At 68.6% G+C, this 23,197-nt stretch carries 19 protein-coding genes and 1 pseudogene; 11 read left to right on the top strand and 9 right to left on the bottom strand.

Annotation, left to right across the window (positions count from 1 at the left end; genetic code table 11):
* Nucleotides 1–86 precede the first annotated feature (86 nt).
* The 3 genes from F788_RS0112160 to hpnD are packed head-to-tail and all read right to left on the bottom strand — an operon-like array spanning nt 87 to nt 3,094.
* Nucleotides 87–893, bottom strand: a complete 807-nt coding sequence (locus tag F788_RS0112160; RefSeq protein WP_018947927.1) for an SDR family NAD(P)-dependent oxidoreductase — start codon at nt 891–893, stop codon at nt 87–89.
* The gene (hpnE, locus tag F788_RS0112155) at nt 890–2,233 is read right to left on the bottom strand and encodes a hydroxysqualene dehydroxylase HpnE (RefSeq protein WP_019590335.1); all 1,344 of its coding nucleotides are present in this window, start codon (nt 2,231–2,233) and stop codon (nt 890–892) included. The genes F788_RS0112160 and hpnE overlap by 4 nt, the downstream gene beginning before the upstream one ends.
* Before the next feature lie 6 nt (nt 2,234–2,239).
* Nucleotides 2,240–3,094, bottom strand: a complete 855-nt coding sequence (gene hpnD, locus F788_RS0112150; RefSeq protein WP_019590334.1) for a presqualene diphosphate synthase HpnD — start codon at nt 3,092–3,094, stop codon at nt 2,240–2,242.
* Between the two features lie 124 nt (nt 3,095–3,218).
* Here hpnD and hemN point away from each other — a divergent pair, with 124 nt between their 5' ends.
* The gene (gene hemN, locus F788_RS0112145) at nt 3,219–4,613 is read left to right on the top strand and encodes an oxygen-independent coproporphyrinogen III oxidase (protein WP_019590333.1); all 1,395 of its coding nucleotides are present in this window, start codon (nt 3,219–3,221) and stop codon (nt 4,611–4,613) included.
* A gap of 509 nt (nt 4,614–5,122) precedes the next feature.
* Here the strand turns inward: hemN and wrbA are convergent.
* From wrbA to F788_RS0112125, 4 genes and pseudogenes are all read right to left on the bottom strand, one after another.
* Nucleotides 5,123–5,743 carry an NAD(P)H:quinone oxidoreductase gene (wrbA, locus tag F788_RS0112140; RefSeq protein ID WP_019590332.1) on the bottom strand — a complete coding sequence of 207 codons (621 nt, stop codon included), beginning with the start codon at nt 5,741–5,743 and terminating at the stop codon, nt 5,123–5,125.
* A gap of 90 nt (nt 5,744–5,833) precedes the next feature.
* Nucleotides 5,834–8,631, bottom strand: a pseudogene (locus tag F788_RS13450) (EAL domain-containing protein).
* A gap of 49 nt (nt 8,632–8,680) precedes the next feature.
* Nucleotides 8,681–9,073: a DoxX family protein gene (locus F788_RS0112130; protein WP_019570649.1), complete on the bottom strand. Its 393-nt coding sequence runs from the start codon at nt 9,071–9,073 to the stop codon at nt 8,681–8,683.
* A gap of 34 nt (nt 9,074–9,107) precedes the next feature.
* Nucleotides 9,108–10,040 carry a phosphate/phosphite/phosphonate ABC transporter substrate-binding protein gene (locus F788_RS0112125; RefSeq protein ID WP_019590329.1) on the bottom strand — a complete coding sequence of 311 codons (933 nt, stop codon included), beginning with the start codon at nt 10,038–10,040 and terminating at the stop codon, nt 9,108–9,110.
* A gap of 287 nt (nt 10,041–10,327) precedes the next feature.
* Here F788_RS0112125 and F788_RS0112120 point away from each other — a divergent pair, with 287 nt between their 5' ends.
* Together F788_RS0112120 and F788_RS0112115 are read left to right on the top strand one after the other, a co-directional pair.
* The gene (locus F788_RS0112120; RefSeq protein ID WP_019590328.1) at nt 10,328–11,410 is read left to right on the top strand and encodes a hypothetical protein; all 1,083 of its coding nucleotides are present in this window, start codon (nt 10,328–10,330) and stop codon (nt 11,408–11,410) included.
* On the top strand, nt 11,407–12,216 hold the full coding sequence (locus tag F788_RS0112115) for an OmpA family protein (protein WP_019590327.1): 810 nt from the start codon (nt 11,407–11,409) through the stop codon (nt 12,214–12,216). The genes F788_RS0112120 and F788_RS0112115 overlap by 4 nt, the downstream gene beginning before the upstream one ends.
* Here F788_RS0112115 and glnD read toward each other — a convergent pair.
* Nucleotides 12,149–14,854, bottom strand: coding sequence for a [protein-PII] uridylyltransferase (gene glnD, locus F788_RS0112110; RefSeq protein ID WP_019590326.1), 2,706 nt, complete (start codon nt 14,852–14,854; stop codon nt 12,149–12,151). The genes F788_RS0112115 and glnD overlap by 68 nt on opposite strands.
* 26 nt (nt 14,855–14,880) lie before the next feature.
* The gene (map, locus tag F788_RS0112105) at nt 14,881–15,666 is read right to left on the bottom strand and encodes a type I methionyl aminopeptidase (RefSeq protein WP_019590325.1); all 786 of its coding nucleotides are present in this window, start codon (nt 15,664–15,666) and stop codon (nt 14,881–14,883) included.
* Between the two features lie 213 nt (nt 15,667–15,879).
* Here map and rpsB point away from each other — a divergent pair, with 213 nt between their 5' ends.
* From rpsB to rseP, 8 genes are all read left to right on the top strand, one after another.
* Nucleotides 15,880–16,644, top strand: coding sequence for a 30S ribosomal protein S2 (gene rpsB, locus F788_RS0112100; RefSeq protein WP_019590324.1), 765 nt, complete (start codon nt 15,880–15,882; stop codon nt 16,642–16,644).
* Nucleotides 16,645–16,707: 63 nt separating this feature from the next.
* Entirely contained in the window at nt 16,708–17,577 is an 870-nt protein-coding gene (gene tsf / locus F788_RS0112095; protein WP_019590323.1) for a translation elongation factor Ts, read from the top strand.
* A gap of 104 nt (nt 17,578–17,681) precedes the next feature.
* Entirely contained in the window at nt 17,682–18,416 is a 735-nt protein-coding gene (gene pyrH / locus F788_RS0112090) for a UMP kinase (protein ID WP_018870731.1), read from the top strand.
* Entirely contained in the window at nt 18,413–18,970 is a 558-nt protein-coding gene (frr, locus tag F788_RS0112085) for a ribosome recycling factor (protein WP_018870730.1), read from the top strand. Before pyrH ends, frr begins: the two co-directional genes overlap by 4 nt.
* Nucleotides 18,971–18,982: 12 nt before the next feature.
* Nucleotides 18,983–19,735 carry a polyprenyl diphosphate synthase gene (gene uppS / locus F788_RS0112080; protein ID WP_019590322.1) on the top strand — a complete coding sequence of 251 codons (753 nt, stop codon included), beginning with the start codon at nt 18,983–18,985 and terminating at the stop codon, nt 19,733–19,735.
* Nucleotides 19,728–20,555, top strand: a complete 828-nt coding sequence (locus F788_RS0112075) for a phosphatidate cytidylyltransferase (RefSeq protein ID WP_019590321.1) — start codon at nt 19,728–19,730, stop codon at nt 20,553–20,555. The genes uppS and F788_RS0112075 overlap by 8 nt, the downstream gene beginning before the upstream one ends.
* Nucleotides 20,556–20,596: 41 nt before the next feature.
* Nucleotides 20,597–21,799, top strand: a complete 1,203-nt coding sequence (gene ispC / locus F788_RS0112070) for a 1-deoxy-D-xylulose-5-phosphate reductoisomerase (RefSeq protein ID WP_019570659.1) — start codon at nt 20,597–20,599, stop codon at nt 21,797–21,799.
* A complete protein-coding gene (rseP, locus tag F788_RS0112065; RefSeq protein ID WP_018870726.1) occupies nt 21,796–23,160 on the top strand; it encodes an RIP metalloprotease RseP in 1,365 nt (454 codons plus the stop codon). The genes ispC and rseP overlap by 4 nt, the downstream gene beginning before the upstream one ends.
* Nucleotides 23,161–23,197 lie beyond the last annotated feature (37 nt).

Here is a 23,197-nt window from a genome sequence, read left to right as displayed (position 1 = left end):
GGTGCCGGATCGGCCAGGGGGCTGGCCTCCTACGGACGGTTCGGGGAGCGGTAGGAGGCCGGCCCTCCGGCCGATGGGGGCCGGAATCAGCCGTCGTAATCCGGGGGCAGGGGGCGGATCGGGAGGTGGCCTTCGAGGCGCAGGTTGTGGCCGGTGACGGCCGGGTCGCCGGGGTCGAGGAAGTAGAGATACGGGCCCACGGTGTCCTCGGGCGCCGGCAGGCTGGCCGGGTCTTCGCCGGGGTAGTGCGCGCGGCGGAAGCGGGTGCGCACCGGGCCGGTGTCCACGCCGTTGACGTGGATGAAGCCGCCTTCGTGGCGGTGTTCGCGGTGCAGGATCTCCAGCAGGCTTTCCTGCGCCGCCTTGGCCATGCCGAAGGCGCCCCAGTAGGCGCGGCTGGCGTCCTGGGTGGAGATCACCAGACTGCCGGTCGGGCTGGCTTCCAGCAGCGGAATGACCGCCTGCACCAGGAAGAACGGCCCATTCAGGTTGGCGTTGACGACCTTGAACCACAGTTCCGGGTCGTACTGCTTCAGCGGGGTGAGGGTGCCGGCCCACCCGGCATTGAGGACCACGCCGTCGAGCCGGCCGAGCGAGTCGCGGATGCTCTCGGCCATCTCGCCGTAATCCTTGACCGTGGCCCCCTCGTGGTTGAGCGGGTAGATCGCCGGCTGCGGGTGCCCGGCGGCCTCGATGGCATCGTACACGCGCTCCAGGCCCTTGATGTCCTTGTCCAGCAGGACCACCACGGCACCGGCGGCGGCGCAGGCCTCGGCGATCTGGCGCCCGATGCCGTCGGCCGCGCCGGTCACCAGGATCACGCGGTCGGCAAAGGCGCCGGGTTCGGGCCGATAGTCGATCAGCTTCGGGATGTCGAGCGGGGTGTCGGTCAAGAGAGGTCCTCCATGAGCAGATGCGCCGATTCTAAACCGGAGCGCACCGCGGCTTCGAGGGTGGAAGGGAGTCCGGGGACCAGATAGTCCCCGGCGAGCAGCAGATCCCGGCGCGCGGTGCGCGGTTCGGGGCGGCGGGTGTCGATGCCGGTGCTGGCATCAAGGGTCGCGCGGCGTTCGCAGACCGCGTGCTGCGCGACCGGGGTGTCCAGTCCGGGTACGCAGCGGGCCAGTTCCGCGGCTACCGTCGCGCAGCGGGTGTCGGCATCCATGGGTGCGGCGTCGTCGGCGGCGGAGGTGACCACGGCCACCCATTCCGGATGGCCGCCGACGCGGCGCGGTACCGCCCACTGGCCGTACTGCCCCAGCAGCCCCAGCAGGGGCGGCAGTTCATCCACCGCACGCGGGTAGCGCAGGTACACGGTGCAGATGCTGCGCCCGCCCATGCCGCGGATGCGCTCGCGCAGGTCGCCCGGGTCGGCGGCCTCGGGGAGCAGCCCGGCGGCGGCGGCCGGGGCGGTGGCCAGGATCACGGCGCGTGCCTCGATGCGCCGGCCACCGCGATCCTCCAGCATGACCGGGGAAGCCCCCGATCCGGGGTCGTCGGGCAGTTCGATGTGCCGGATGCGCCGTCCGAGGTCGATGCTGGCGCCGCGTTCCCGCAGTTCGGCCAGCGCCGGCTCCGGGTAGATCGCGCCCAGCGGCTGCGCCGGCAGCAGCAGACGAGCCGCCTCCGGGCCGCGGGTCAGGGCCTGACGCAGCACCTCGCGGAACACCTGCGCCGAGGCGCTGCGCAGCGGGGTGTTCATGATCGCCAGGCACAGCGGCTCCCACAGGCGTTCGATCAGCGCGGGGGGCTGGTGGTGGTACTGCAGCCAGGCGCGCACCGGTCGGTCCTGATGCAGCGGGCCGTGCAGCAGGCCGACCGCGCCGAGGGTTGCGCGCAGCCGTACGCCCAACGGTTCGGTTTTCAGGGCGGCGTACAGCGCGCGGCCCAGCGCCGGCAGGCGCGGTGAGGCGGGATTCAGGCGCAGGGCCTCGGTGCCGTCGGCGGCACGCAGTTCCAGACCGAAGGGCAGGGCGTGGAAGGCCTGCTCCGGGTCGACGCCCACCGAGCGGATCTGTGCCAGCGCCGCTTCGCAGGCGCCCACCAGGATGTGCTGGCCGTTGTCCAGTGTGGTCCCGTCCAGGGTGAGGCTGCGGGCGCGGCCGCCGGCCACCGCTGCGCTGTCCAGCAGGTGCACCGGGTGGCCGGCGCGCGCCAGCGCCAGCGCGGCGGTGAGGCCGGCCCAGCCGGCCCCGACCACCGCCACCGGACGGTCGTCGGGCGCGACGGACATGGGAATTCAGCCGCGCCGGCGTTCGCGGCGCAGGCGGCGGTAGGTGCGCCAGGCGATCCACAGCTTGCGCAGCGGGGTCAGGTGCACCCGGTGTTCCAGCACGCGGTAGCCGTCATCGGCGATCTCGTCCAGCAGGCGGCGGTAGATCGCGGCCATGATCAGGCCCGGGCGCTGGGCGTAGCGGTCCGCGGCCGGCAGTTCGGCTTCGGCCTTGTCGTAGTAGCGCCGGGCGCGTTCGGCCTGTTCGGCGAACAGCGCGCGGTGGCGGTCGTCGGTGAGGTTGCGCTGGAACTCCTCCGGGCGCACGCCGTGTTTCTGCAGCTCGTCCATCGGGATGTACACCCGCCCGCGCATCGCGTCCTCGTGGACGTCACGCAGGATGTTGGTCAGCTGCAGGGCCATGCCGAGGTCGTGGGCGTACTTGAGCGTGCCGCGCTCGGTGAAGCCGAAGATGTGCGCGGAGAGGATCCCGACCACGCTGGCTACGCGGTAGCAGTACAGCGACAGCGTGGTGAAATCGGGGTAGCTGTCGTAGTCGAGATCCATCTGCATGCCGTCGATGATCTCGTCGAAGTACTCGCGGCCCAGGTCAAAGGGGGCCAGATGCGGCTTCAGCGCGCGGGTGATGGGGTGCTGCGGGTCGCCGTCGTACAGCCGTTCGATCTCGCCGCGCCACCAGTCCAGCTTGGCGCGGGCCACGGCCTCCTCGCTGGTCTCGTCGACCACGTCGTCCACCTCGCGGCAGAAGGCGTACAGCGCGGTGATCGCGCGACGGCGGTCGTCTTCGAGGAAGCGGAAGGCGTAGTAGAACGAGGAGCCGCTCTTTGCGGCCTTTTCTTCGCAGTATTCGTCGGGTGACATGGTCTCTCGGGGCCGGGCCGGATATGCGCGCAGAGGCTAGCATAAGGCGGGTTGGGTGACCTGCCTCAAGCCCCGCCGTGCGGCTCGGGGGTATCATGGGAACCTTCGCCCACAGGAGCCCCCGATGGAACAGAGCCTGATCTTCGACCGCGAGATGCTGCAACGCTACGACGTCAGTGGCCCGCGCTACACGTCCTATCCCACCGCGCCGCAGTTCCACGAGGGGTTCGACGACACCACCTATGCGGTGCAGGCCGAGCGTTCGCAGGCCGATGGTGTCACGCGCCCGCTGTCGCTGTATGTGCACGTGCCGTTCTGCGACACGGTGTGTTTCTACTGCGCCTGCAACAAGGTGGTGACCGGCAATTACGAGCGCGCGCGCAGCTATCTGGACTATCTGGATCAGGAAATCGCACTGCAGGGGCGGCTGTTCCGCCCAGAGCGCCCGGTGGAACAGCTGCATTTCGGTGGTGGCACGCCCACCTATCTGAGCGATGCCGATCTGGACCGGGTGATGGATTCGCTGGGTCGCAACTTCAACCTCTCGGACGGACCGGAGCGTGAGTTCTCCATCGAGATCGACCCGCGGGCGCTGCGCGAAGGCACGTTGCCGCTGCTGGCCGAGCGCGGTTTCAACCGCATCAGCCTGGGGGTGCAGGACTTCGATCCGGACGTGCAGCAGGCGGTCAACCGCGTCCAGCCGTTCGAGGTGACCGCCGGAGCGATCGAACAGGCGCGGGCCTGCGGCTTCGGCTCCACCAATGTGGACCTGATCTACGGGCTGCCGAAGCAGACGGTGGAGACCACGCGGCGGACCCTGGAGCAAACCCTCGAGCTGCGGCCGGAGCGGCTGGCGATCTACAACTACGCGCATCTGCCGGAGCGCTTCAAGGTGCAGCGCCAGATCAACGAGGACGAGCTGCCCTCGGCGGCGGAGAAGCTGGCGATCCTGGAGACGACCATCGGCATGCTGACCGATGCCGGTTATGTGTACATCGGCATGGATCATTTCGCGCTGCCGGACGACGAGCTGGCCCGCGCCCAGCGCGCCGGCACGCTGCAGCGCAATTTCCAGGGCTACTCCACGCGTGCCGACTGCGACCTGGTGGCGATGGGGCCGACCGCGATCGGGCGTATCGGCGATACCTACAGTCAGAACGTGCGCGAGCTGGAGCAGTACTACGCGCGCCTGGATGCCGGGCGCCTGCCGGTGTTCCGCGGCATCGTGCTGTCGGATGACGACCGTCTGCGGCGCGAGGTGATCACCGACATCATGTGTCATTCGCATCTGGATTTCGGCCGGGTGGAGGCCCGCCACGGGATCGATTTTCGCGACTATTTCTCCGCCGAGCTGGAACGGCTGGCCGAGATGGAACAGGACGAACTGGTGCGCGTGGGCGAGCGCGAGCTCGACGTGCTCCCGCGCGGGCGCATGCTGCTGCGCAACGTGGCCATGGCCTTCGATGCCTGGCTGGACCGGCCGGAGGCCGCCCCGGTGAAATACAGCCGCGTGGTGTAGGAGGCCGGCCCTCCGGCCAATCCGGACCTGGTGGGTTGTCGGGGTCCGATCGGCCAGAGGGCTGGCCTCCTACGGGGCGGGCCGGGTCTGGTGCCGGGTCGGCCAGGGGGCTGGCCTCCTGCGGGTCGGGCCGGGTCTGGTGCCGGGTCGGCCAGGGGGGTGGCCTCCTGCAGGTCGACCCCGGCCCCGGTAGGAGGCCGGCCCTCCGGCCGATTTGGCGCGGTGATTGGTCGGGGCTTGATCGGCCAGGGGGCTGGCCTCCTACGGGCCGGGTCGGGCCGGGGCTGGTGCCGGGTCGGCCAGGGGGGTGGCCTCCTGCAGGTCGACCCCGGCCCCGGTAGGAGGCCGGCCCTCCGGCCGATTTGGCGCGGTGGGTGGTCGGGGCTTGATCGGCCAGGGGGCTGGCCTCCTACGGGCCGGGTCGGGCCGGGTCTGGTGCTGGGTCGGCCAGGGGGCTGGCCTCCTACGGGCCGGGTCGGGTTCTGGTGCCGGGGCGGCCAGAGGGGGGGTCAGCCGGCGGACTGGCCCAGCTTCTGGGCGCGGGCGACTTCGGCGACGTGGCGGCCCTGGGATTCGGCCATGCCGAGTTCGGCCTCGGTGGGCTGGCGGCTGCCGTCGCCGTCGGCCAGGGTGGTGGCGCCGTAGGGCGTCCCGCCGCTGATCTGGCCCATTTCCAGCAGGCGCTTTTCGGTGTACGGCAGGCCGACGATGGTCATGCCGAAGTGCATCAGGTTCACGATGGTGGAGACCAGGGTGGTCTCCTGGCCGCCGTGCTGGCTGGCGGTGGAGCCGAACACGCTGCCGATCTTGCCCACCAGGCGGTCGTTGAACCACAGCGAGCCGGTCTGATCCAGGAAGTTCGCCATCTGGGCGGCCATGCGGCCGTAGCGGGTGGGTGTGCCGATGATGATGGCGTCGTAGTCGGCCAGCTCCTCGGGGCGGGCGATTTCGGCCGGCTGGTCGAGCCGGGCGCCGGCATTGCGGGCGACATCCTCGGGCATCAGCTCGGGCACGCGCTTGATGGCGACCTCGGTGTCGGCGACGCTGCGGGCGCCACGCGCCTCGGCTTCGGCCATCTGCTCGATGTGGCCCCAGGTGGAGTAGTACAGCACGAGTACTCGGGTGGTCATGGCGGGTCCTTTCTTGGGGGATATTTCCCCAAGGTTAGATCCTGACCAGCCGAATGAAAATCGCCATTTTGGCGATTGATTGTTCGATTTTTACGAATCGTTTTCGCCGGAGGCCGGGGCCAGCGGCTCGCCGGTGCCGGCGAGGGCCTCGACGGTTTCGATGGTTGCGGGACGCCCGTACAGAAAGCCCTGGAAGTGCCAGCAGCCCAGGTGCATCAGGAACGCGCGCTGGTCTTCGGTCTCCACGCCTTCGGCGATCACGTCCAGGCGCATGGTGTGGGCGAGGTTGACCACCATCTCGGCGATGGCGGCGTCATTGGGGTCGTCGAGGACGTCGCGCACGAAGGACTGGTCGATCTTGAGCTGGGACAGCGGCAGTTGCTTGAGATAGGCCAGCGACGAGTAGCCGGTGCCGAAGTCGTCCAGGGCGAAGCCGATGCCCAGTTCGCGCAGCCGCTGCATGTTGTCGATCGCGTGATCGATGTCTTCCAGCAGCATGCTCTCGGTGATCTCGAGCTTCAGCCGGTGGCCCGGCGCGCCGGTGGCCTCCAGCAGGCCGGCGAGTTCGGCGACGAACGTACCGTGGCGGAACTGGCGCGCGCTCACGTTCACCGACAGGGTCAGGTCGCGCAGGGCGGGGTCGTGTTTCCACTGCGCCAGCCGCCGGCAGGCCTCCTCCAGGACGCGCTGGCCGATGGGTACGATCAGCCCGGTCTGCTCCGCGACCGGGATGAATTCGCCCGGCGAGACCCAGCCGCGTTCCGGGTGCGCCCAGCGCAGCAGGAGTTCGGCCCCGACCGGGCGGTCGTCGCTGTTGACCTGCAGCTGGCAGTGGACCTCGAACTCGTCTCTGCGCAGGGCTTCCCGCAGCTCGGTCTCGAGCTGGAAACGGGCTTCCACCGCGCGGTGCAGCTCGGGGTCGTAGAAGCGCACGGTGTTGCGCCCGGCGTTCTTGGCCCGGTACATCGCCAGGTCCGCCTGCTTGAGCACTTCCTGCACGCCGAGGTGGTCGCCGCTGAACAGGGTCGCGCCGATGCTGGGGCTCACGTGGCGGTCCTGGCCGCCGATCGGGAACGGCTCGCGCATCAGCTCGATCAGCTTGCGCCCCACCGCCTCCGCCTGGGTGGCGGCGCGATCCTGGTCGGCGTTGAGGTCGTTGAGCACGAGGACGAATTCGTCGCCGCCCAGGCGTGCCAGCGTGTCGGCCTCGCGGGTGGTGGTGCTCAGGCGGGCGGCGACCTGCTGCAGCAGTTCGTCGCCCACCGCGTGGCCGAGGGTGTCGTTGATGTCCTTGAAGTTGTCGAGGTCGAGGAACAGCGCCGCACCGTGCAGGCCGGTCCGGTGCGCATGCGCCAGTGACTGACACAGACGGTCGTGCAGCAGCGTGCGGTTCGGCAGGTGCGTGAGGTTGTCGAAGAAGGCGAGGCGCCGCACTTCTTCTTCCGCCCGCTTGCGGTCGCTGATGTCCATGATGGTGCCGAACAGCGCGATCACGCGGCCACGTTCGTCGCGCCGGGTGCTGGCGAACACGCTGACCCAGCGAGCGTCGCCTTCGCGGGTGCGCAGGCGAATCTCTTCGGCAAAGTCGCGGTCCTGCTCGCCCTGCATCAGGGTGCGGCAGACCTGGTCGGCCTCCGCTTGGTGCTCGGTGGCCACGAATTCGCACAGGCTGCGGCCGAGGCTCTCGTCCACGCTGAAGCCGGTCAGCTTCTCCCAGGCGGGGTTGAGCAGGGTCCAGCGGCCCTCGGCGTCGGTGCGGAAGATCACTCCGAGATGTTGTTGACGACCTCCTCGTAGCGCGACTCGGTCTCGTGCAGGGCGTCGGCGGCCTGGCGATGGGCGGTGATGTTGAGGGTCAGGCCGCGCAGTACCGGCTCGCCGCGGTCGTCGGCCGCCCAGGACAGGATGTCGCGCAGCCACATCCAGTGGCCGTTGCGGTGGCGGAAGCGGTAGTCCACCGGCCGCGGCCGTTCCGCGGGGTCGCGCGTGGCCTCCCGGACGCGGGGCAGGTCCTCCGGATGGATGCGGCGGACCCGCAGCCCCGGCCGGGCCAGGCGCTCGACCGGGTAGCCCAGCAGTTCGCGGGTGTCGCCGGCGACGAACTCCCAGTATCCGGTATCCGGGTGCGATTCCCACAGGATGGCGTCGGCGCCGCCCAGCATGGACTCCAGGCGCGCCACCGAACGGTTGAGCCGGAGGTTCTGCTGCTGGATCTCGCTCTGGGTGTTTTCCAGGTGGGCGGCGACGTTGTTGAACGTGCGGGCGAGATCGCCGAATTCGTCGTTGGAGGTGACCTTCAGGCGATATTCGAGATTGCCGCGCTGCAGGGCCTGGCCGCCCAGGTTGAGCAGCCGCAGCCGGCGGGTCACGATCAGCGCGAAGAGGGTCCCCGCGGCCATGGACAGGGCCAGCACGCCCAGGGCCAGGGCGATGTTGCGGTGCAGCAGGTCGGTGGCGAGGGCGTCGATATCGTCGGTGGAGTACTCGACGTGGATCGTCCCGAGGTGCTGCCCGGCCAGATCCACCGGGATGCCCATTTCCAGGGTGCCGGGTTGCTGGCGCAGGCCGTCGTGTTCGGGAAGGCTGGCGGGCACCGAACCCACATCGGCCATGCGTCGGCCGTCCGCGTCTTCGACCACCGCGTAACGCAGGGTCGTGTCCTGCTCCAGGTCGTCCAGCAGCTCCTGCAGCATGCCGGGGTCGGCGTAGGCCAGACCGGGCCCGACGGCCGAACTCAGCAGACGGCCCTGCTGGTCGGCGAAGCGTTCCAGCACCTCGGCCTGGTTGTCGCGGATAAGCGAGGTTCCGCTGGCCATCAGCACGATGACCATCACGGCCTGGATGGCGACCGTGCCGATGGCGATCTGCGCGGCGAAATTCAGGCGCATGGCATCATCCCCGATCACGCGTGCAGAGCAGGCCGCCCGCCAAGAGGTCTCAGCTTCGGTTGACCGAGTAGCGCCCGGGGCCGGTCAGCGCCAGGGCGACCGCCGCGAACAGGAACATGCCCTGCAGTTCCAGGGCCCAGCCGCCGTGGGCGGTCAGGTCGGTCAGTTCGTGGGCATGGGCCAGGGCGATGGCGACCACCATGTTGATCGCGATCAGCACCGCGCCGATGCGCGAATACAGCCCGAGGATCACCAGCACCGGGGCCAGGACTTCGCCGATGTAGACGCCCCAGGCCACGAACGCGGGCAGGCCGGCGTCCACGACCATGGATTCGATGCCGCCGATCCCGCCGAGGATCTTGTCGATCCCGTGCAGCAGGATGAGGATCCCCAGCGCGAGGCGCAGGACCAGTTTTCCGGTGTCGTCGAGCATGCTGTCCATGGTGTCCCCCGTTGTGGTTCGAGTGGTGGCGGATTCAGTGGTCCGTAACCGCCGGGTCGTCGCTGTCGGGAAGGACAAAGCCCGGATCCGGCAGCGGCATCATGTCCGGGATGGCGTCCGTGTCGAAGGCTTCAAAGCCCCGATGGCCGATGCGCCCCAGGCGCTCGCGCCCCTCCGGCGTGTCGCTCAGCGCGGTCAGCTGTCCGGCCAGGTCAACGGTGGCCGGCAGGCGGTCCTCGCGCGCCAGGATGACCGCACCCGGGAAACGCGGCGTGCGCATCAGCATGCGCACCAGCTGACCGTCCCGCAGGGAGATCAGGCGTTCCCGGTCCGGGTCACGCGTTTCAGGACGTGTGGAACCCGCCTCGTCATCCACCACCATGATCGCAGCATCCGCAAGCCCGCGCTGCAGCGCATCCAGGGCGGTCTCGTGATGGGAATAATAGAGGTACTCCGGCGGATTGTCCGCCAGTGGCAGATCCAGCAGATAACGCACGGCCACGGTGCCCATGCTCAGGCGCGGCGGGGCGGCGATGGTGTGCCCGGCCAGGTCCTGCACGGAGTTGATCGGGGAATCGACCGGCGTCACGATCCGCGCGGAGAGGCGGTGGGTGGCCGCGACCAGCGGGCGGTAGTCGCCGTGCGTGCGGGCGCGCCGGGCCAGGTGGGACCCGGTGAGCACCAGATCGTAACGGCCCGCATCGGTTCGCCCGAGGAAGGTTTCGAAATTGCGTGCGGTCTCGATGCGCACTTCGCGGTCGAGGGTCTGCGACAGCCAGTCCCGCAACGGTGCATAGCGCTGAAACAGGCTCTTGGGACTGGCGAACGGAAGGATGCTCAGGGTCACGGGTTCGGCATCCGCCGCGGGGCCCTCCGCCGTCTGCGCGGTTGCGGGGAGTGCGGCGGCCATGCTCCCGAGCAGCAGGACCAGGGTCAGGATCAGGGGCAGGTTGGTGCGGCCTGGCATCGGGCCCTCCCGGGGCAAATCAGTCCCTCAGGGTAGCGTTTCTGGCGGCGCTTTGCCGTCCGCCGGCGATCGGCGCCCCACGGCATGACGGATTGTTGACGGTGCGGGCTCGGGATGGAGCCGCGGGCGCCTCCGACGGTGTCGGAAGGTCGACGTTTGTCGGGACGACGTCCGTGCGCGCGGGGCCTGCGACGGGTGGCCCTGATATTGCTTCCTGATCCGGGGAGTCGGCATGGCCATGGCGCCGCGGGCGTTTCCCGGGCGCCGACACCCGGACAGGAGCAAGCATGACACAGTGGTTGAACGGACTGGCGAGCGCCCTGCTGGGGACGCTTGAGGCGCTGACGCCGATGACCGTGATCGGAGCGTTTTCCCTCGGCCTGCTGGTCCTCGCCGGCCTGGCGCTGGCGGGCATGGCGCTGGGCCGGATGACGCGGCTGCAGGCGGCGGCCCCGGCACTGCTGACCACGCTGGGGATCCTCGGGACCTTCCTCGGGGTGGCGATCGGGTTGCTGGACTTCGATGCGGCGCGGGTCGAGGCCTCGGTGCCGGCGCTGCTGGAAGGGCTGAAGCTGGCCTTCGTCACCAGTATCGTCGGCATTGCGCTGGCGGCCCTGTTGCGCCTGCTACAGGTGCTGCGGCCCGAGCCCGCCGCCGCGGATGATCCGGACGCGGCCGGGGGCACGGGGGCCGCGGGCGGCAACGGGTTGCCGCAGGACCCGGCCCTGGTGCCGGATCTGCTGCGCGAACAGCGCGATGCGATGCAGGCGGTGGCGCAGCGGCTGGAGGCCATGGACCGCGGCCTGGAGGAGCGTCAGCAGCGCCTGCATCGCGAGACCCTGGAGGCACTGGACGGGCTTGCGGAGCGCATGAGCGAGATGAGCAGCGGCCATCTGGTGGCGGCGCTGGAGCAGGTAATCCGTGACTTCAACACGCGCCTGGGCGAACAGTTCGGCGAGAACTTCCGCCGCCTGGATGCCTCGGTGGGTCGCCTGCTGGAATGGCAGGGGCAGTACCGCGACCAGATGGAGGAACTGCGGCGGGCGTTCGATCAGGCGCGCGAGGGCATGGAGCACTCCGGCGCCAGTCTGGAGAAGCTGACCGATCAGGCCTTCCGCATCACGCGGCACGTGGAGGATCAGGATGCGACGCTGTCCAGCCTGCGCCGCGAGACGGTGGAGCTGGAGGCCCTGCTGGGATCCATCGCGACGCTGCGGGATCGTGCGACCGAGGCCTTCCCGGCGATGGACGCGCGTCTGGAGGGCATGCTGGAGAGCCTGGAGAACGCGATCGAGGCGGGACAGGCCGCGCAGGCGCGCTGGTCCGCCACCGAAGGGCGCAGCATGGCGGCCGCCGGGGGGCGCTCGTGATCCTGCGGCGGCTGTTTGCCCGGCGGGTGCGGGCTGCGGGGGAAACGCCTTCCGAGCAGGGTTCGCAATGGCTGGCGGTGGCCGACCTGATGGCCGCGCTGATGATGATCTTCCTGTTCATTGCGGTGCTGCACATGGTGCAGGTGGAGCGCTCGCAGGCGGCCCACGAGGAAACCCGCAGCGAGGCGCTGGCGCTGCGCGACGCGATCCACGCCGCGTTGCTGGACGAATTCGAGGAGGACCTGGAGCGCTGGAACGCGGAGCTGGACCGCGAGGATCTGACGCTCAGCTTCCGCGAGCCGGAGGTCCTGTTCGAGCAGAGTTCGGCGGCGATCCGGCCGCGCTTCGAGGCCATCCTGGAGGATTTCATGCCGCGTTATGCCGAGCGTCTGCGGCCGTTCGCCGGGGTCATCCGCGAGGTGCGCATCGAGGGCCATACGTCCAGCGAATGGGCCGGGGCGGAAGACGCGCGCGAGGCCTATTTCGCCAACATGGACCTGAGTCAGCGGCGTACGCGTTCGGTGCTGGAATACGCCTGGGGTCTGGAGCGCGTGCGCGGCGAGGACTGGTTCCGCGAGCGCGTCGCGGCGGTCGGCATGTCGTCCTCGCGCCGGGTGCTGGATGAGCGCGGACGCGAGGATCGCGAGGCCTCAAGGCGGGTGGAATTCAGCGTGCTGACGGATTTCGAGTCGCGCCTGCTGGGCGAGTCGGGCGCGCCGGGAGCCCCGGACACGGGAGTCATGCCGGTCCCGCGTCCCCTGCATTCGGGCCCGCATTCGAACTCGGGGGCTCCGACTCCCGGATAGCCTCCAGCAGGGCCGTGCGCAGGCGCTCGCGTTCGGCCGCGGTGAGCGGCCGGCGGTCGCTGCCGGTGAGGGTGAAGCTGTCCTCGACCTGTTCCCCGGCGGTGGCGATGCGCGCGGTGCGGATGTCGGTGTCGTGCTCGGCCAGCACATGGCCGACAGTGGACAGCAGGCCCGGGCGGTCCAGCGCGCGGATGCGCATGCGCGTGGCACCGCCCGGCGAACCTTCCTCGAATTCCACCCGGGTGTCTACGTCGAAATGCTTCAGCCGCCGCGGCAGCTGGCGCTGCACCGGGGCTGCGCCGCCCGCGCCTTCGCGCAGCGCCCGGTTGAGGGTCGCGCAGATTTCCTGGGTGCGGTAGCCGGATTCGACGGTCTGGCCGGCGTTCTCCAGCACCAGAAAGGTGTCCAGGCTGTGACCGTCGGCGGTACTGATGATGCGGGCGTCGACGATGTCCAGACCGAGCTGGGCGAGGGCGGCGGTGGTCCGCGCGAACAGGCGCGGGTGGTCCTCGGCATAGACGAAGACCTCGGTGCTGCCGCGCGAGGTGCGCGGGCGGACCAGCACCAGGGGCAGATCCTCGAGGTCGTTGTTCAGCAGGGCCTGGGTGTGCCAGGCGATCTCGTCGGGCGAATGGCGCAGGAAGTATTCGTCATCCAGGCGGCCCCACAGCACGGCGGCATCTTCCCCGCCGATGCCCTGCGGCGCCAGCAGTTCCAGGGCTTCGCGGCGGGTCTGGCGGATCTGTTCCTCCATGTCGGGCGGTCGGTCGAGCCCGCGGTCAAGGACGTTGCGCGTGGCGTGGTACAGCGTCTGCAGCAGGGAGTCCTTCCAGCTGTTCCACATCTCGGGATTGGTGCCGCGGATGTCGGCGATGGTCAGCAGATAGAGGAAATCGAGGCGCTCCGGCGAGCGCACCTCGCGCGCGAATTCCATCACCACGTCGGGGTCGGAGATGTCGCGGCGCTGGGCGGTCAGCGACATCAGAAGGTGCGAACGCACCAGCCAGGCGACCAGCGCGGCGTCCTCCTCCGACAGCCCGTGCTGCTGGCAGAAGTGCAGCGCGTCCTGTGCGCCCAGCTCCGAGTGATCGCCGCCGCGGCCCTTGGCGATGTCGTGGAACAGCGCGGCCAGCACCAGGCGCTCGGGGCGTTCCAGGCCGGCGTGGATCTCGCTGGCCAGCGGGTGCTCGTGGGCGAATTCGGGCAGCGCCAGGCGGCGTGCGTTGCGCACCACGTTCAGGGTGTGTTCGTCGACCGTGTAGACGTGGAACAGGTCGTACTGCATGCGCCCGATAATGCGGCCGAAGGCGGGCAGGTAGTTGCCCAGCACGCCGTAGCGGTTCATCCGCCGCAGCTGGCTGGTGATGCCGCGCGGGGCGCGCAGGATCGCCATGAACAGCTCGCGGTTGAGGCGGTTGCGGCGGAAGTGGCCGTCGATCAGGTGCCGGTGGGCGCGGATCAGGCGCACCGTGGAGGCGCGGATGCCCTGGATCTCCGGGTGCTGCTGGAGGATACGGAAGACTTCCAGCAGGGCCGGCGGGTAGATCATGAAGACCTGGTCGTGGGCGACTTCCAGGTAGCCGCCACGGACCTGAAAGCGGGGATGGATGCGTTCGGGCTGCTGGAGCTGCTTCGGGTCATCCAGGATCGCCTCGTTGAAATGCTGCAGCAGCAGTTCGTTCAGGCGCTCCAGGTCGTTGATCGTGCGGAAGTAGCGCTGCATGAACTGCTCGACCGCCCGGTTGTGGTTCTGGTCGACGAAGCCGAAGGTGCTGGCGAGCTGACGCTGCAGGTCGAACAGCAGGCGGTCCTCGCGCCGGCCGGTGAGCATGTGCAGGGCAAAGCGCACCCGCCAGAGGAAGTTCTGTCCCTCCACCATTTCCCGGAACTCGCCCTCGCGCAGAAAGCCGAGCGAGACCAGCTCCTCGATCCGTTCCGCGCCGAAGTGGCGCTTGGTCACCCAGCCGATCATCTGGATGTCGCGCAGTCCGCCGGGGCCTTCCTTGACGTTGGGTTCCAGACGATAGGCGGTTTCGCCAAAGCGGCGATGGCGGGCCTGCTGTTCGGCCAGCTTGGCGGCGTAGAAGCTGCGCGAATCCCATACGCGATCGGCTTCGATCGCGGCGCGAAAATCGTTGAAAAGGGTCAGGCTTCCGCTCAAATAGCGCGACTCGATCAGGTTGGTGACCACCGTGATGTCGTCGCGGGCCTCGCGGGTGCAGTCCTCGATGCTGCGTACGCTGTGGCCGACCTCGATGCCGATGTCCCAGAGGAAGGTGACGAACTCGCCGATGCGTTCGGAGCGCGTGGCGTCATGTTCGCCCGTCACCAGGATCTGGATGTCGATGTCGGAGGCCGGGTGCAGTTCGCCCCGGCCGTAGCCGCCGACCGCCACCAGACACAGGTTCGGGTCGGCGGCGAGGCCGAACTGGGCCCAGATCAGGCGCAGGAGGTCGTCGATCCGGCGGGCGTGGCCGAAGATCAGATCCTCGATCGCCACCCCGTCATGGAAGCCCCGGTACTGCTGTTCCACGATCCCCCGGCGATATTCGCGGAACCGCGCGATGTCACCGGGATGGCGGCTGAGCTCCTGGTATTCCTCGCCACGGTCGTTCAGGGCGGGCTCGGGGGTGGCCATGCGCGTCTCCGGGTTCGGGATCGGTGTCAGGCCGCCACCTCCTGGGGTGGCGTCTCGTCCTGACGCAGGGTCAGGATCTCGTAGCCGTCGTCGGTCACCAGCAGGGTGTGTTCCCACTGGGCCGAGGGACTGCGGTCCTTGGTGACCGCGGTCCAGCCGTCGGCCAGTATTTTGGTGTGGCGCTTGCCGGCGTTGACCATGGGTTCGATGGTGAAGCACATGCCGGGCTCCAGCACCATCCCGGTCCCGGGCTTGCCGTAGTGCAGCACCTGCGGATCCTCGTGGAAGCCGCGCCCGATGCCGTGGCCGCAGAACTCGCGCACCACCGAGCAGCGCTGCTTCTCGGCGTAACTCTGGATTGCGTGGCCGATGTCGCCCAGGGTCGCGCCGGGGCGCACCTGCTGGATGCCCAGGTACATCCCGGTGCGGGCGACGTCGATCACCCGCTGCGCCTGGATGCTCGGCTTGCCGACGGTGAACATGCGGCTGGTGTCGCCGTGGAACCCGTCCTTGATCACGGTGACGTCGATGTTGACGATATCGCCGTTCTTGAGTGTGCGATCCCCGGGAATCCCGTGGCAGACCACGTGGTTGACCGAGGTGCACACCGATTTGGGGAACCCGCGGTAGTTCAGCGGTGCGGGCGTGGCCTGCTGCTCGTTGACGATGTAGTCATGGCAGATCCGGTCGAGCTCGCCGGTGGTGACGCCGGGAACGACATGGGGCTCGATCATCTCCAGCACTTCGGCGGCCAGACGGCCCGCCACGCGCATGTACTCGATTTCTTCCGGGGTCTTGATGGTGACGGACATGGGGTCTCCGGACGCGGCATGACGGGCCGCGCGTGCTTGGTTCGAATAAGCGTTCTATGCTATAAAGCGCGCGCTTCGCTGGCAATTGAGCGGAGACTTGCAACCTTAATCCACACACGTATCGACACGGTCTGTCGGGTGCTGGTTCGCGCGAGCGGGCCGGTTTCAGGCCGGGATGCGTGGAGGCCCAACCCGTACAACAGGAGAACACTCATGTCCCTCGTGACCATGCGTCAGATGCTGGAGGCCGGCGTCCATTTCGGCCACCAGACCCGTTACTGGCATCCCAAGATGGCGCCGTACATCTTCGGCGAGCGTAACAAGATCCATATCATCAACCTGGAAAAGACCCTGCCGATGTTCAACGACGCGTTGAACTTCCTCGGCAAGGTCGCGGCCGACGGTGGCCAGATCCTGTTCGTCGGCACCAAGCGCTCCGCGCGCGACGTGGTCGCCGAGGAAGCCCGCCGCGCCGGCATGCCCCACGTCACCCACCGCTGGCTGGGCGGCATGCTGACCAACTTCAGCACCGTGAAGCAGTCGATCAAGCGTCTCAAGGATCTCGAGACCATGGACACCGACGGCTCCTTCGACGTGCTGAACAAGCGCGAGGCGCTGTCCCGCCGTCGCGAGAAGGACAAGCTCGATCGCAGCCTGGGCGGCATCAAGGACATGAACCGCATGCCGGATGCCATGTTCGTGATCGACGTCGGTTACGAGCGCATCGCGGTCAACGAGGCGAAGAAGCGCGGTATCCCGGTGGTCGCCGTGGTCGACTCCAACAATCCGCCGGACGGCGTGGACTACGTGATCCCGGGCAACGATGACGCGATGCGCGCGATCCAGCTGTACGTCGCCGCAGTCGCGGACACCATGATCGAGGCCAAGGGCACGATGACTACCGCCGCCGGCGAAGAGGCGTTCGGCCAGGCCGAAACGGCCGAAGCTGCCGAGGCTTCGGCCGCCGACCAGGCTTGATGAAACCGGTCGGCCGCGATCCGCGCGGCCGGCCCCGCAAGAATTCTTCAGGAGTTGATTCCGATGGCAATCAGTGCTGCCCAGGTTAAGGAACTGCGCGAACGCACCGGCGCAGGCATGATGGAATGCAAGAAGGCCCTCACCGAAACCGACGGTGACCTCGAGGCCGCCGTGGAGGCCATGCGCAAGTCCGGCATGGCCAAGGCCGACAAGAAGGCCGACCGCGTGGCCGCCGAGGGTCGCGTGGAGATCGTCAGCGAAGGCAACCGCGCGGTGATCGTGGAAGTGAACTGCGAGACCGACTTCGTCGGCAACGACGACAACTTCCGTGCGTTCGCCACGCGCTGCGCGCAGACCGCGCTGAACACCGAGGCCACCGACGTGGATGGCCTGATGAACGAAGAAGTCGAGGGCGAGAAGCTGGAAGAGCATCGCACCCAGCTGGTGGCCAAGGTCGGCGAGAACGTGCAGGTCCGCCGTTTCGAGCGCCTCAACGCCGAGGGTTCGCTGGGCGCCTACCAGCACGGCGCACGCATCGGCGTGCTGGTCGCGCTGGACAAGGCCGACGACGAGCTGGCCAAGCACATCGCCATGCACATCGCCGCCCAGCAGCCGGTGTGCGTGGACGAGGACGAAGTCCCGACCGAGATGCTCGACAAGGAACGCGCAATGTTCAAGGCCCAGGCCGAGGAATCCGGCAAGCCGGAGAACATCGTCGAGAAGATGATCGAAGGCCGCATCCGCAAGTATCTGGGCGAGATCACCCTGGTGGGTCAGGCGTTCGTGATGAACCCGGACCAGACCGTGGGCGACCTGCTCAAGGAGAAGGGCGCGAAGGTCACCGGCTTCGTGCGTTACGAAGTGGGCGAGGGTATCGAGAAGAAGAGCGAGAACTTCGCCGAGGAAGTGATGGCGCAGGCCCGCGGGGCCTGAGCCGGCCGGGCCGGATCCTGCGGGGTCCGGCCTGCCCGTAACAAGCAGCATTTCAGGATTAATACCACTCCGATCCCGTCAGCCAGCCCGAGAAAAGGAACCCGATGAGCCAGGACACGCAGCCCGCCTACCGACGCATCCTGCTGAAGCTGAGCGGGGAGGCCCTGCTGGGGGAACATCATTACGGTGTCGATCCGGCGGTGCTGTCGCAGGTGGCCGAAGAGGTCTGCGAACTCTCGCGGCGCGGGGTCGAGGTGGGTATCGTCATCGGGGGCGGCAATATCTTTCGTGGCGCCGGGCTGGCCGAAGGCGGCGTGGACCGCGTGACCGGCGACCACATGGGCATGCTGGCCACGGTGATCAATGCCCTGGCGCTGCAGGACGCGATCGAGCGGGCCGGGCGCTTCTGCCGGGTGATGTCGGCCATCCGCATCAACCAGGTCTGCGAGGATTACATCCGCCGGCGCGCGGTGCGGCACCTTGAAAAGGGCCGGGTGGTGGTGTTTGCCGCCGGCACCGGTAACCCGTTCTTCACCACCGATTCCGCCGCCAGTCTGCGGGCGATCGAGATCAACGCCGATCTGATGATCAAGGCCACCAAGGTGGACGGGGTGTACGACGCGGATCCGTTCACACAGACGGACGCACGGCGTTTCGACAAGCTCACCTACGACGACGCGCTGGAGCGGCGTCTGGGCGTGATGGACACCACCGCACTGGTGATGTGCCGCGACAACGAGCTGCCGATACGAGTCATGAACATGTTTGCGAAGGGGGACCTGCAGCGCCTGGTGATGGGCGAGGCGGTGGGAACCCTGGTCGAGGGGTCCAGGCAATGACAGATGCGACGATCAAGGATGCGCGCGAGCGCATGGACAAGACGCTGGAATCGCTGCGCACGGAACTGGGCAAGATTCGCACCGGGCGCGCTCACCCCAGCCTGCTGGATCACGTGCACGTGGAGTACTACGGTACCGAAGTGCCGATCAACCAGGTGGCCAATGTGAACGCGGAGGATGCCCGCACGCTGGCGGTGCAGCCGTACGAAAAGGACATGATCGGCAAGATCGAAAAGGCGATCATGACCTCCGATCTGGGGCTCAACCCGTCGTCCCAGGGCATGGTCATCCGCGTGCCGCTGCCGGCGCTGACCGAGGAACGGCGGCGCGAACTGGTCAAGGTGGTCAAGTCGGAGGCCGAAGGGGCGCGCGTGGCCGTGCGCAACATCCGGCGTGACGCCAACAATACCTTCAAGCAGCAGGTGAAGGACAAGGCGATCTCCGAGGACGACGAAAAGCGCGCTCAGGACGAGATCCAGAAGCTGACGGATGATCACATCGCGCGCATCGACAAGATGCTCGCCGACAAGGAAAACGAGCTGATGGAGGTCTGACGGCCTCCGATCATGCCGGATCCGCACCCGAACATGAGTGCCGAAGCCGTGCTGCCCGCCCATGTGGCGGTGATCATGGACGGCAACGGCCGCTGGGCCGAGGCGCGTGGCCAGCCCCGGGCCGCCGGGCACCGTGAAGGCCTCGGCGCGACCCGGGAGGCGGTCCGCTATTTCGGCGAGCGCGGGGTCACCGCGCTGACCCTGTTTGCCTTCAGCAGCGAGAACTGGCGCCGCCCGCGGGACGAGGTGGAGGCGCTGTTCGAGCTGTTCATCACGGCGATCGAGGGTGACCTCCCGGAACTGCTGGAGCGCGGCGTGCGTCTGCGTTTCATCGGCGAGCGCGCGCGTTTCCCCGAGGAACTGCAGCAGCGCATGCAGGAGGCCGAGCGCCGGACCGGTGACAACCGGGGTCTGGAACTGGTGATTGCGCTGGGCTATGGCGGACGCTGGGACGTGCAGCAGGCGGCGCTTCGCTGGGCGCGCGAGCAGGGTGATGCCGCACGCAGCGACGACGAGATCGGTCTGGAACGCTATCTCAGTACCGCAGGCCTGCCCGACGTGGATCTCCTGATCCGCACCGGCGGCGAGCAGCGGATCAGCAATTTTCTGCTGTGGCAGGCGGCCTACGCGGAACTGCTGTTCATCGATACCCTGTGGCCGGACATGACCCGCGAGAATTTCGCCGCCGCGCTGGAATGGTATGCCGGCCGGCAGCGCCGTTTCGGGGGCGTTCCGGGGACGCAGGGCGAGGCGGTGGATGCTTAAGCAGCGCGTGATCACGGCCAGTGCGCTGGGACTTCCGGCGCTGGCGCTGATTGCCTGGGGCCCGGCGTGGGCGGTGCTGATCCTGGTCGCCGCGACCCTGGGCCTGGCGGCCTGGGAGTGGGGCGTTCTGGCGCGGCTTCGGGGTGCCGCAATGCTGGTGCCCTGGACCGTGCTGGCGGTGGCCGGGATTGCGCTGCCGACCCTGGCGGGCAGTGAGCACCTCGAGCTGACGGGGGTGATCCTGGGCGTGGCGCTGTGGGCGGCGGCGGCCTTTGCGCTGCCGTTCTATCACGCGGATACGGCGTCGGAGGCGGTCTGGCGTCCCTTGCTGCGGGCCAGCGGGTTGCTGATGGTCGTCGCCGCGGGCGTGTCCATCCTGGCGCTGCATCGTCTCGAACCGTTGCTGGTGGTCTATCTGATCGTACTGATCGGGCTGGCGGATACCGGGGCGTATTTTGCGGGTCGGCGCTTCGGCCGCACCGCGCTGGCGCCCGAGATCAGTCCCGGGAAGACCCGCGAGGGCCTGATGGGGGGCATGGGCCTGGTGTTCGTGTTCGCGGTGATCGTGGCCGGGGCCGCCGATCTGGATCCGATGGATGCCCTCCCGTTCGTGCTGCTGTCCATCGTGACCGGGCTGATCTCGGTGGTGGGCGATCTGTTCGAAAGCATTCTCAAGCGCCGTGCCGGGGCCAAGGACAGCGGTTCCTTGCTGCCGGGGCACGGCGGTATTCTGGATCGTGTGGACAGCCATCTTGCGGCGGCACCAGTGCTGGCGGGCGGGCTGTACTGGCTGCAGCTGTGGCCGGTACCCGCAGCCTGATGGTTTCCGGGGCATCACGCCCCGACCTCCGGGAGCATTCCATGAACAAGCAACAGATCACCATCCTCGGCTCCACCGGCTCCATCGGACTCAGCACCCTGGACGTGGTGGCGCGCCAGCCGGAACGCTTTTCGCTGTACGCGCTGACCGCGCACCGCAATGTCGAGCGGATGGAGGCGCAATGCCTGGAGTTTCGCCCGCGGGTGGCGGTGATGGTGGAGCCGGAGGCGGCGGAGAGCCTGCGCGACCGACTGACCGCCGCCGGCTGCGAGACCGAGGTGCGCGGCGGTGCGGAGGCGCTGGTCGAGGTCTGTCGCGCACCCGAGGTGGATGCGGTGATGGCGGCGATTGTCGGCGCCGCGGGCCTGCTGCCGACCCTGGCGGCGGCGGAGCACGGCAAGCGGGTGCTGCTGGCCAACAAGGAAGCGCTGGTGATGTCGGGGGCGTTGCTGATGGATGCCGTCGGGCGCTCGGGCGCGCGGCTGTTGCCGATCGATTCCGAACACAATGCGATCTTCCAGTGCCTGCCCAACGGCTACACCTGCGCCGATCCGGTGAGCCCGCACGGGGCCAGCCGGATCTGGCTGACGGCCTCCGGCGGGCCGTTTCGCGAGCGCTCGCTGGAGACCTTCGGCGAGATCACCCCGGACGAGGCCTGCGCCCACCCCAACTGGGACATGGGTCGCAAGATCTCGGTCGACTCGGCCACGATGATGAACAAGGGGCTCGAGCTGATCGAGGCCTGCTGGCTGTTCGCGGTGCCGCCGACGAGCATCCAGGTGGTGCTGCATCCGCAGAGCATCGTGCACTCCATGGTGGCGTATGAAGACGGCTCGGTGCTGGCGCAGATGGGCAACCCCGACATGCGCACGCCGATCGCCCATGCGCTGGCGTGGCCGGAACGCATGTCCTCCGGTGTACAGGCACTGGACCTTCTCAGCATGGGGGCGCTGGAATTCTCCGAGCCCTGCGAGACCCGTTATCCGGCCTTGCGCCTGGCGCAGCGCGCGCTGGAGAAGGGGGGCACGGCCACCGCGGTGCTGAACGCCGCCAACGAGATCGCGGTTGAGGCCTTCCTCGCGGGCGAGCTGGCCTTTGATGCGATCCCGGCCCTGATCGAGGCGACCCTCGAGGGGGTAGAGCCGGAACCCGCGGAGACGCTGGAAGTCGTACTGGGTGCCGACGCGCGGGCGAGAGCGCACGCGCGGGACTGGCTGGACATGCGGAGGCGTGAAGCGGTGTGACGGGATTTCTGACCAGTCTGCTGGCCTTTGTCGTGGCGATCGGGGTGCTCGTCACGGTGCACGAGTACGGCCATTTTCTGGCGGCCCGCCTGATGGGGGTGAAGGTCCTGCGTTTTTCCGTGGGCTTCGGCCGGCCGTTGTGGTCGCGGCGTTTCGGGCGTGATCGGACCGAATTCGCGATCGCCTCCATCCCTCTGGGCGGCTATGTGAAGATGCTCGACGGTCGCGAGGGCGAGGTGCCGGCGGACGAGGAACACCGCGCGTTCGATCGCCAGGGACTGGGGGCGCGGACGTTCGTGGTGTCCGCCGGCCCCGCGGCGAACTTCCTGCTGGCGATCGCGGTGTTCGCGGTGATGTTCATGATCGGCGTGGGCGGCGTGCGCCCGGTGGTGGGCGAGATCACCCCGGGATCGCCGGCCGCGGAAGCGGGCCTGGAGCGGGGCGAGGAGATCGTGCGCATCGCCGGGCGCGAGGTCGGGGACTGGGAACAGGCCAACCTGCGGCTGCTTGACCACGCGGTGCGGGGTGATACGGTGCCGCTGATCGTCCGCGATGCCGACGGTCGCGAGATCGAACGCAGCCTGGATCTGTCGGCCCGCGCCGAACTGCTGGGCGAGGGACAGTTCCTCGACCGCCTGGGCGTGGCGCCGTACCGGCCGCAGCTGGAGCCCGTGATCGGCCAGGTCGAATCCGGTTCGCCGGCCGATCGCGCCGGGCTGCAGCCCGGGGACCGGGTGGTCGCGATGAACGGCGACGGCGTCGCGGACTGGAATGCCTGGGTCGAGCGTATCCGGGCCAGCGCCGGGAGCGAGCTGTCCGTCACGCTGGAACGCGACGGGGTGCGGCAACAGGTGACGCTGACCCCCGAGCCGGTAGAGGCCGAACAGGGTACCATCGGGCGGATCGGGGCCGGCGTGGATCCGGATCAGCCGGCGATGCGCGAGCTGAGCGTGATCGTGCGCCAGGGGCCGGTGGAGGCTGTCGGTTCCGGCGCGGTGCGGACCTGGGAGGTCACGACCCTGACCCTCGGGATCCTCTGGCGCATGGTGACCGGCGAGGCCTCGGTCAAAAATATCAGCGGACCGGTTACCATAGCCGAGTTTGCCGGCACGTCCGCGGTCATCGGGATCTCCGCCTTCCTCGGTTTTCTCGGGATCGTCAGCGTGTCGCTGGGGATTATCAATCTGCTGCCCATCCCGATGCTCGACGGCGGGCACCTGCTGTACTACGCGGCGGAAGCCGTGAAGGGCAGCCCGGTGTCGGAAAAGACCCAGATCGTGGGCCAGCAGATCGGGTTGCTGATGATCGCGGCATTGATGATCCTCGCCTTCTACAACGACTTGACACGGTTGTTCGGCTGACCGGAAACGGGACCGGACGCCCTCCACTTGGCGGACA

The organism is Thioalkalivibrio sp. ALE10, from assembly GCF_000381385.1.
GTDB lineage: Bacteria > Pseudomonadota > Gammaproteobacteria > Ectothiorhodospirales > Ectothiorhodospiraceae > Thioalkalivibrio.
Note: the sequence above shows the minus strand (reverse complement) of the source record. Positions and strands in the feature narration are given on the sequence as shown.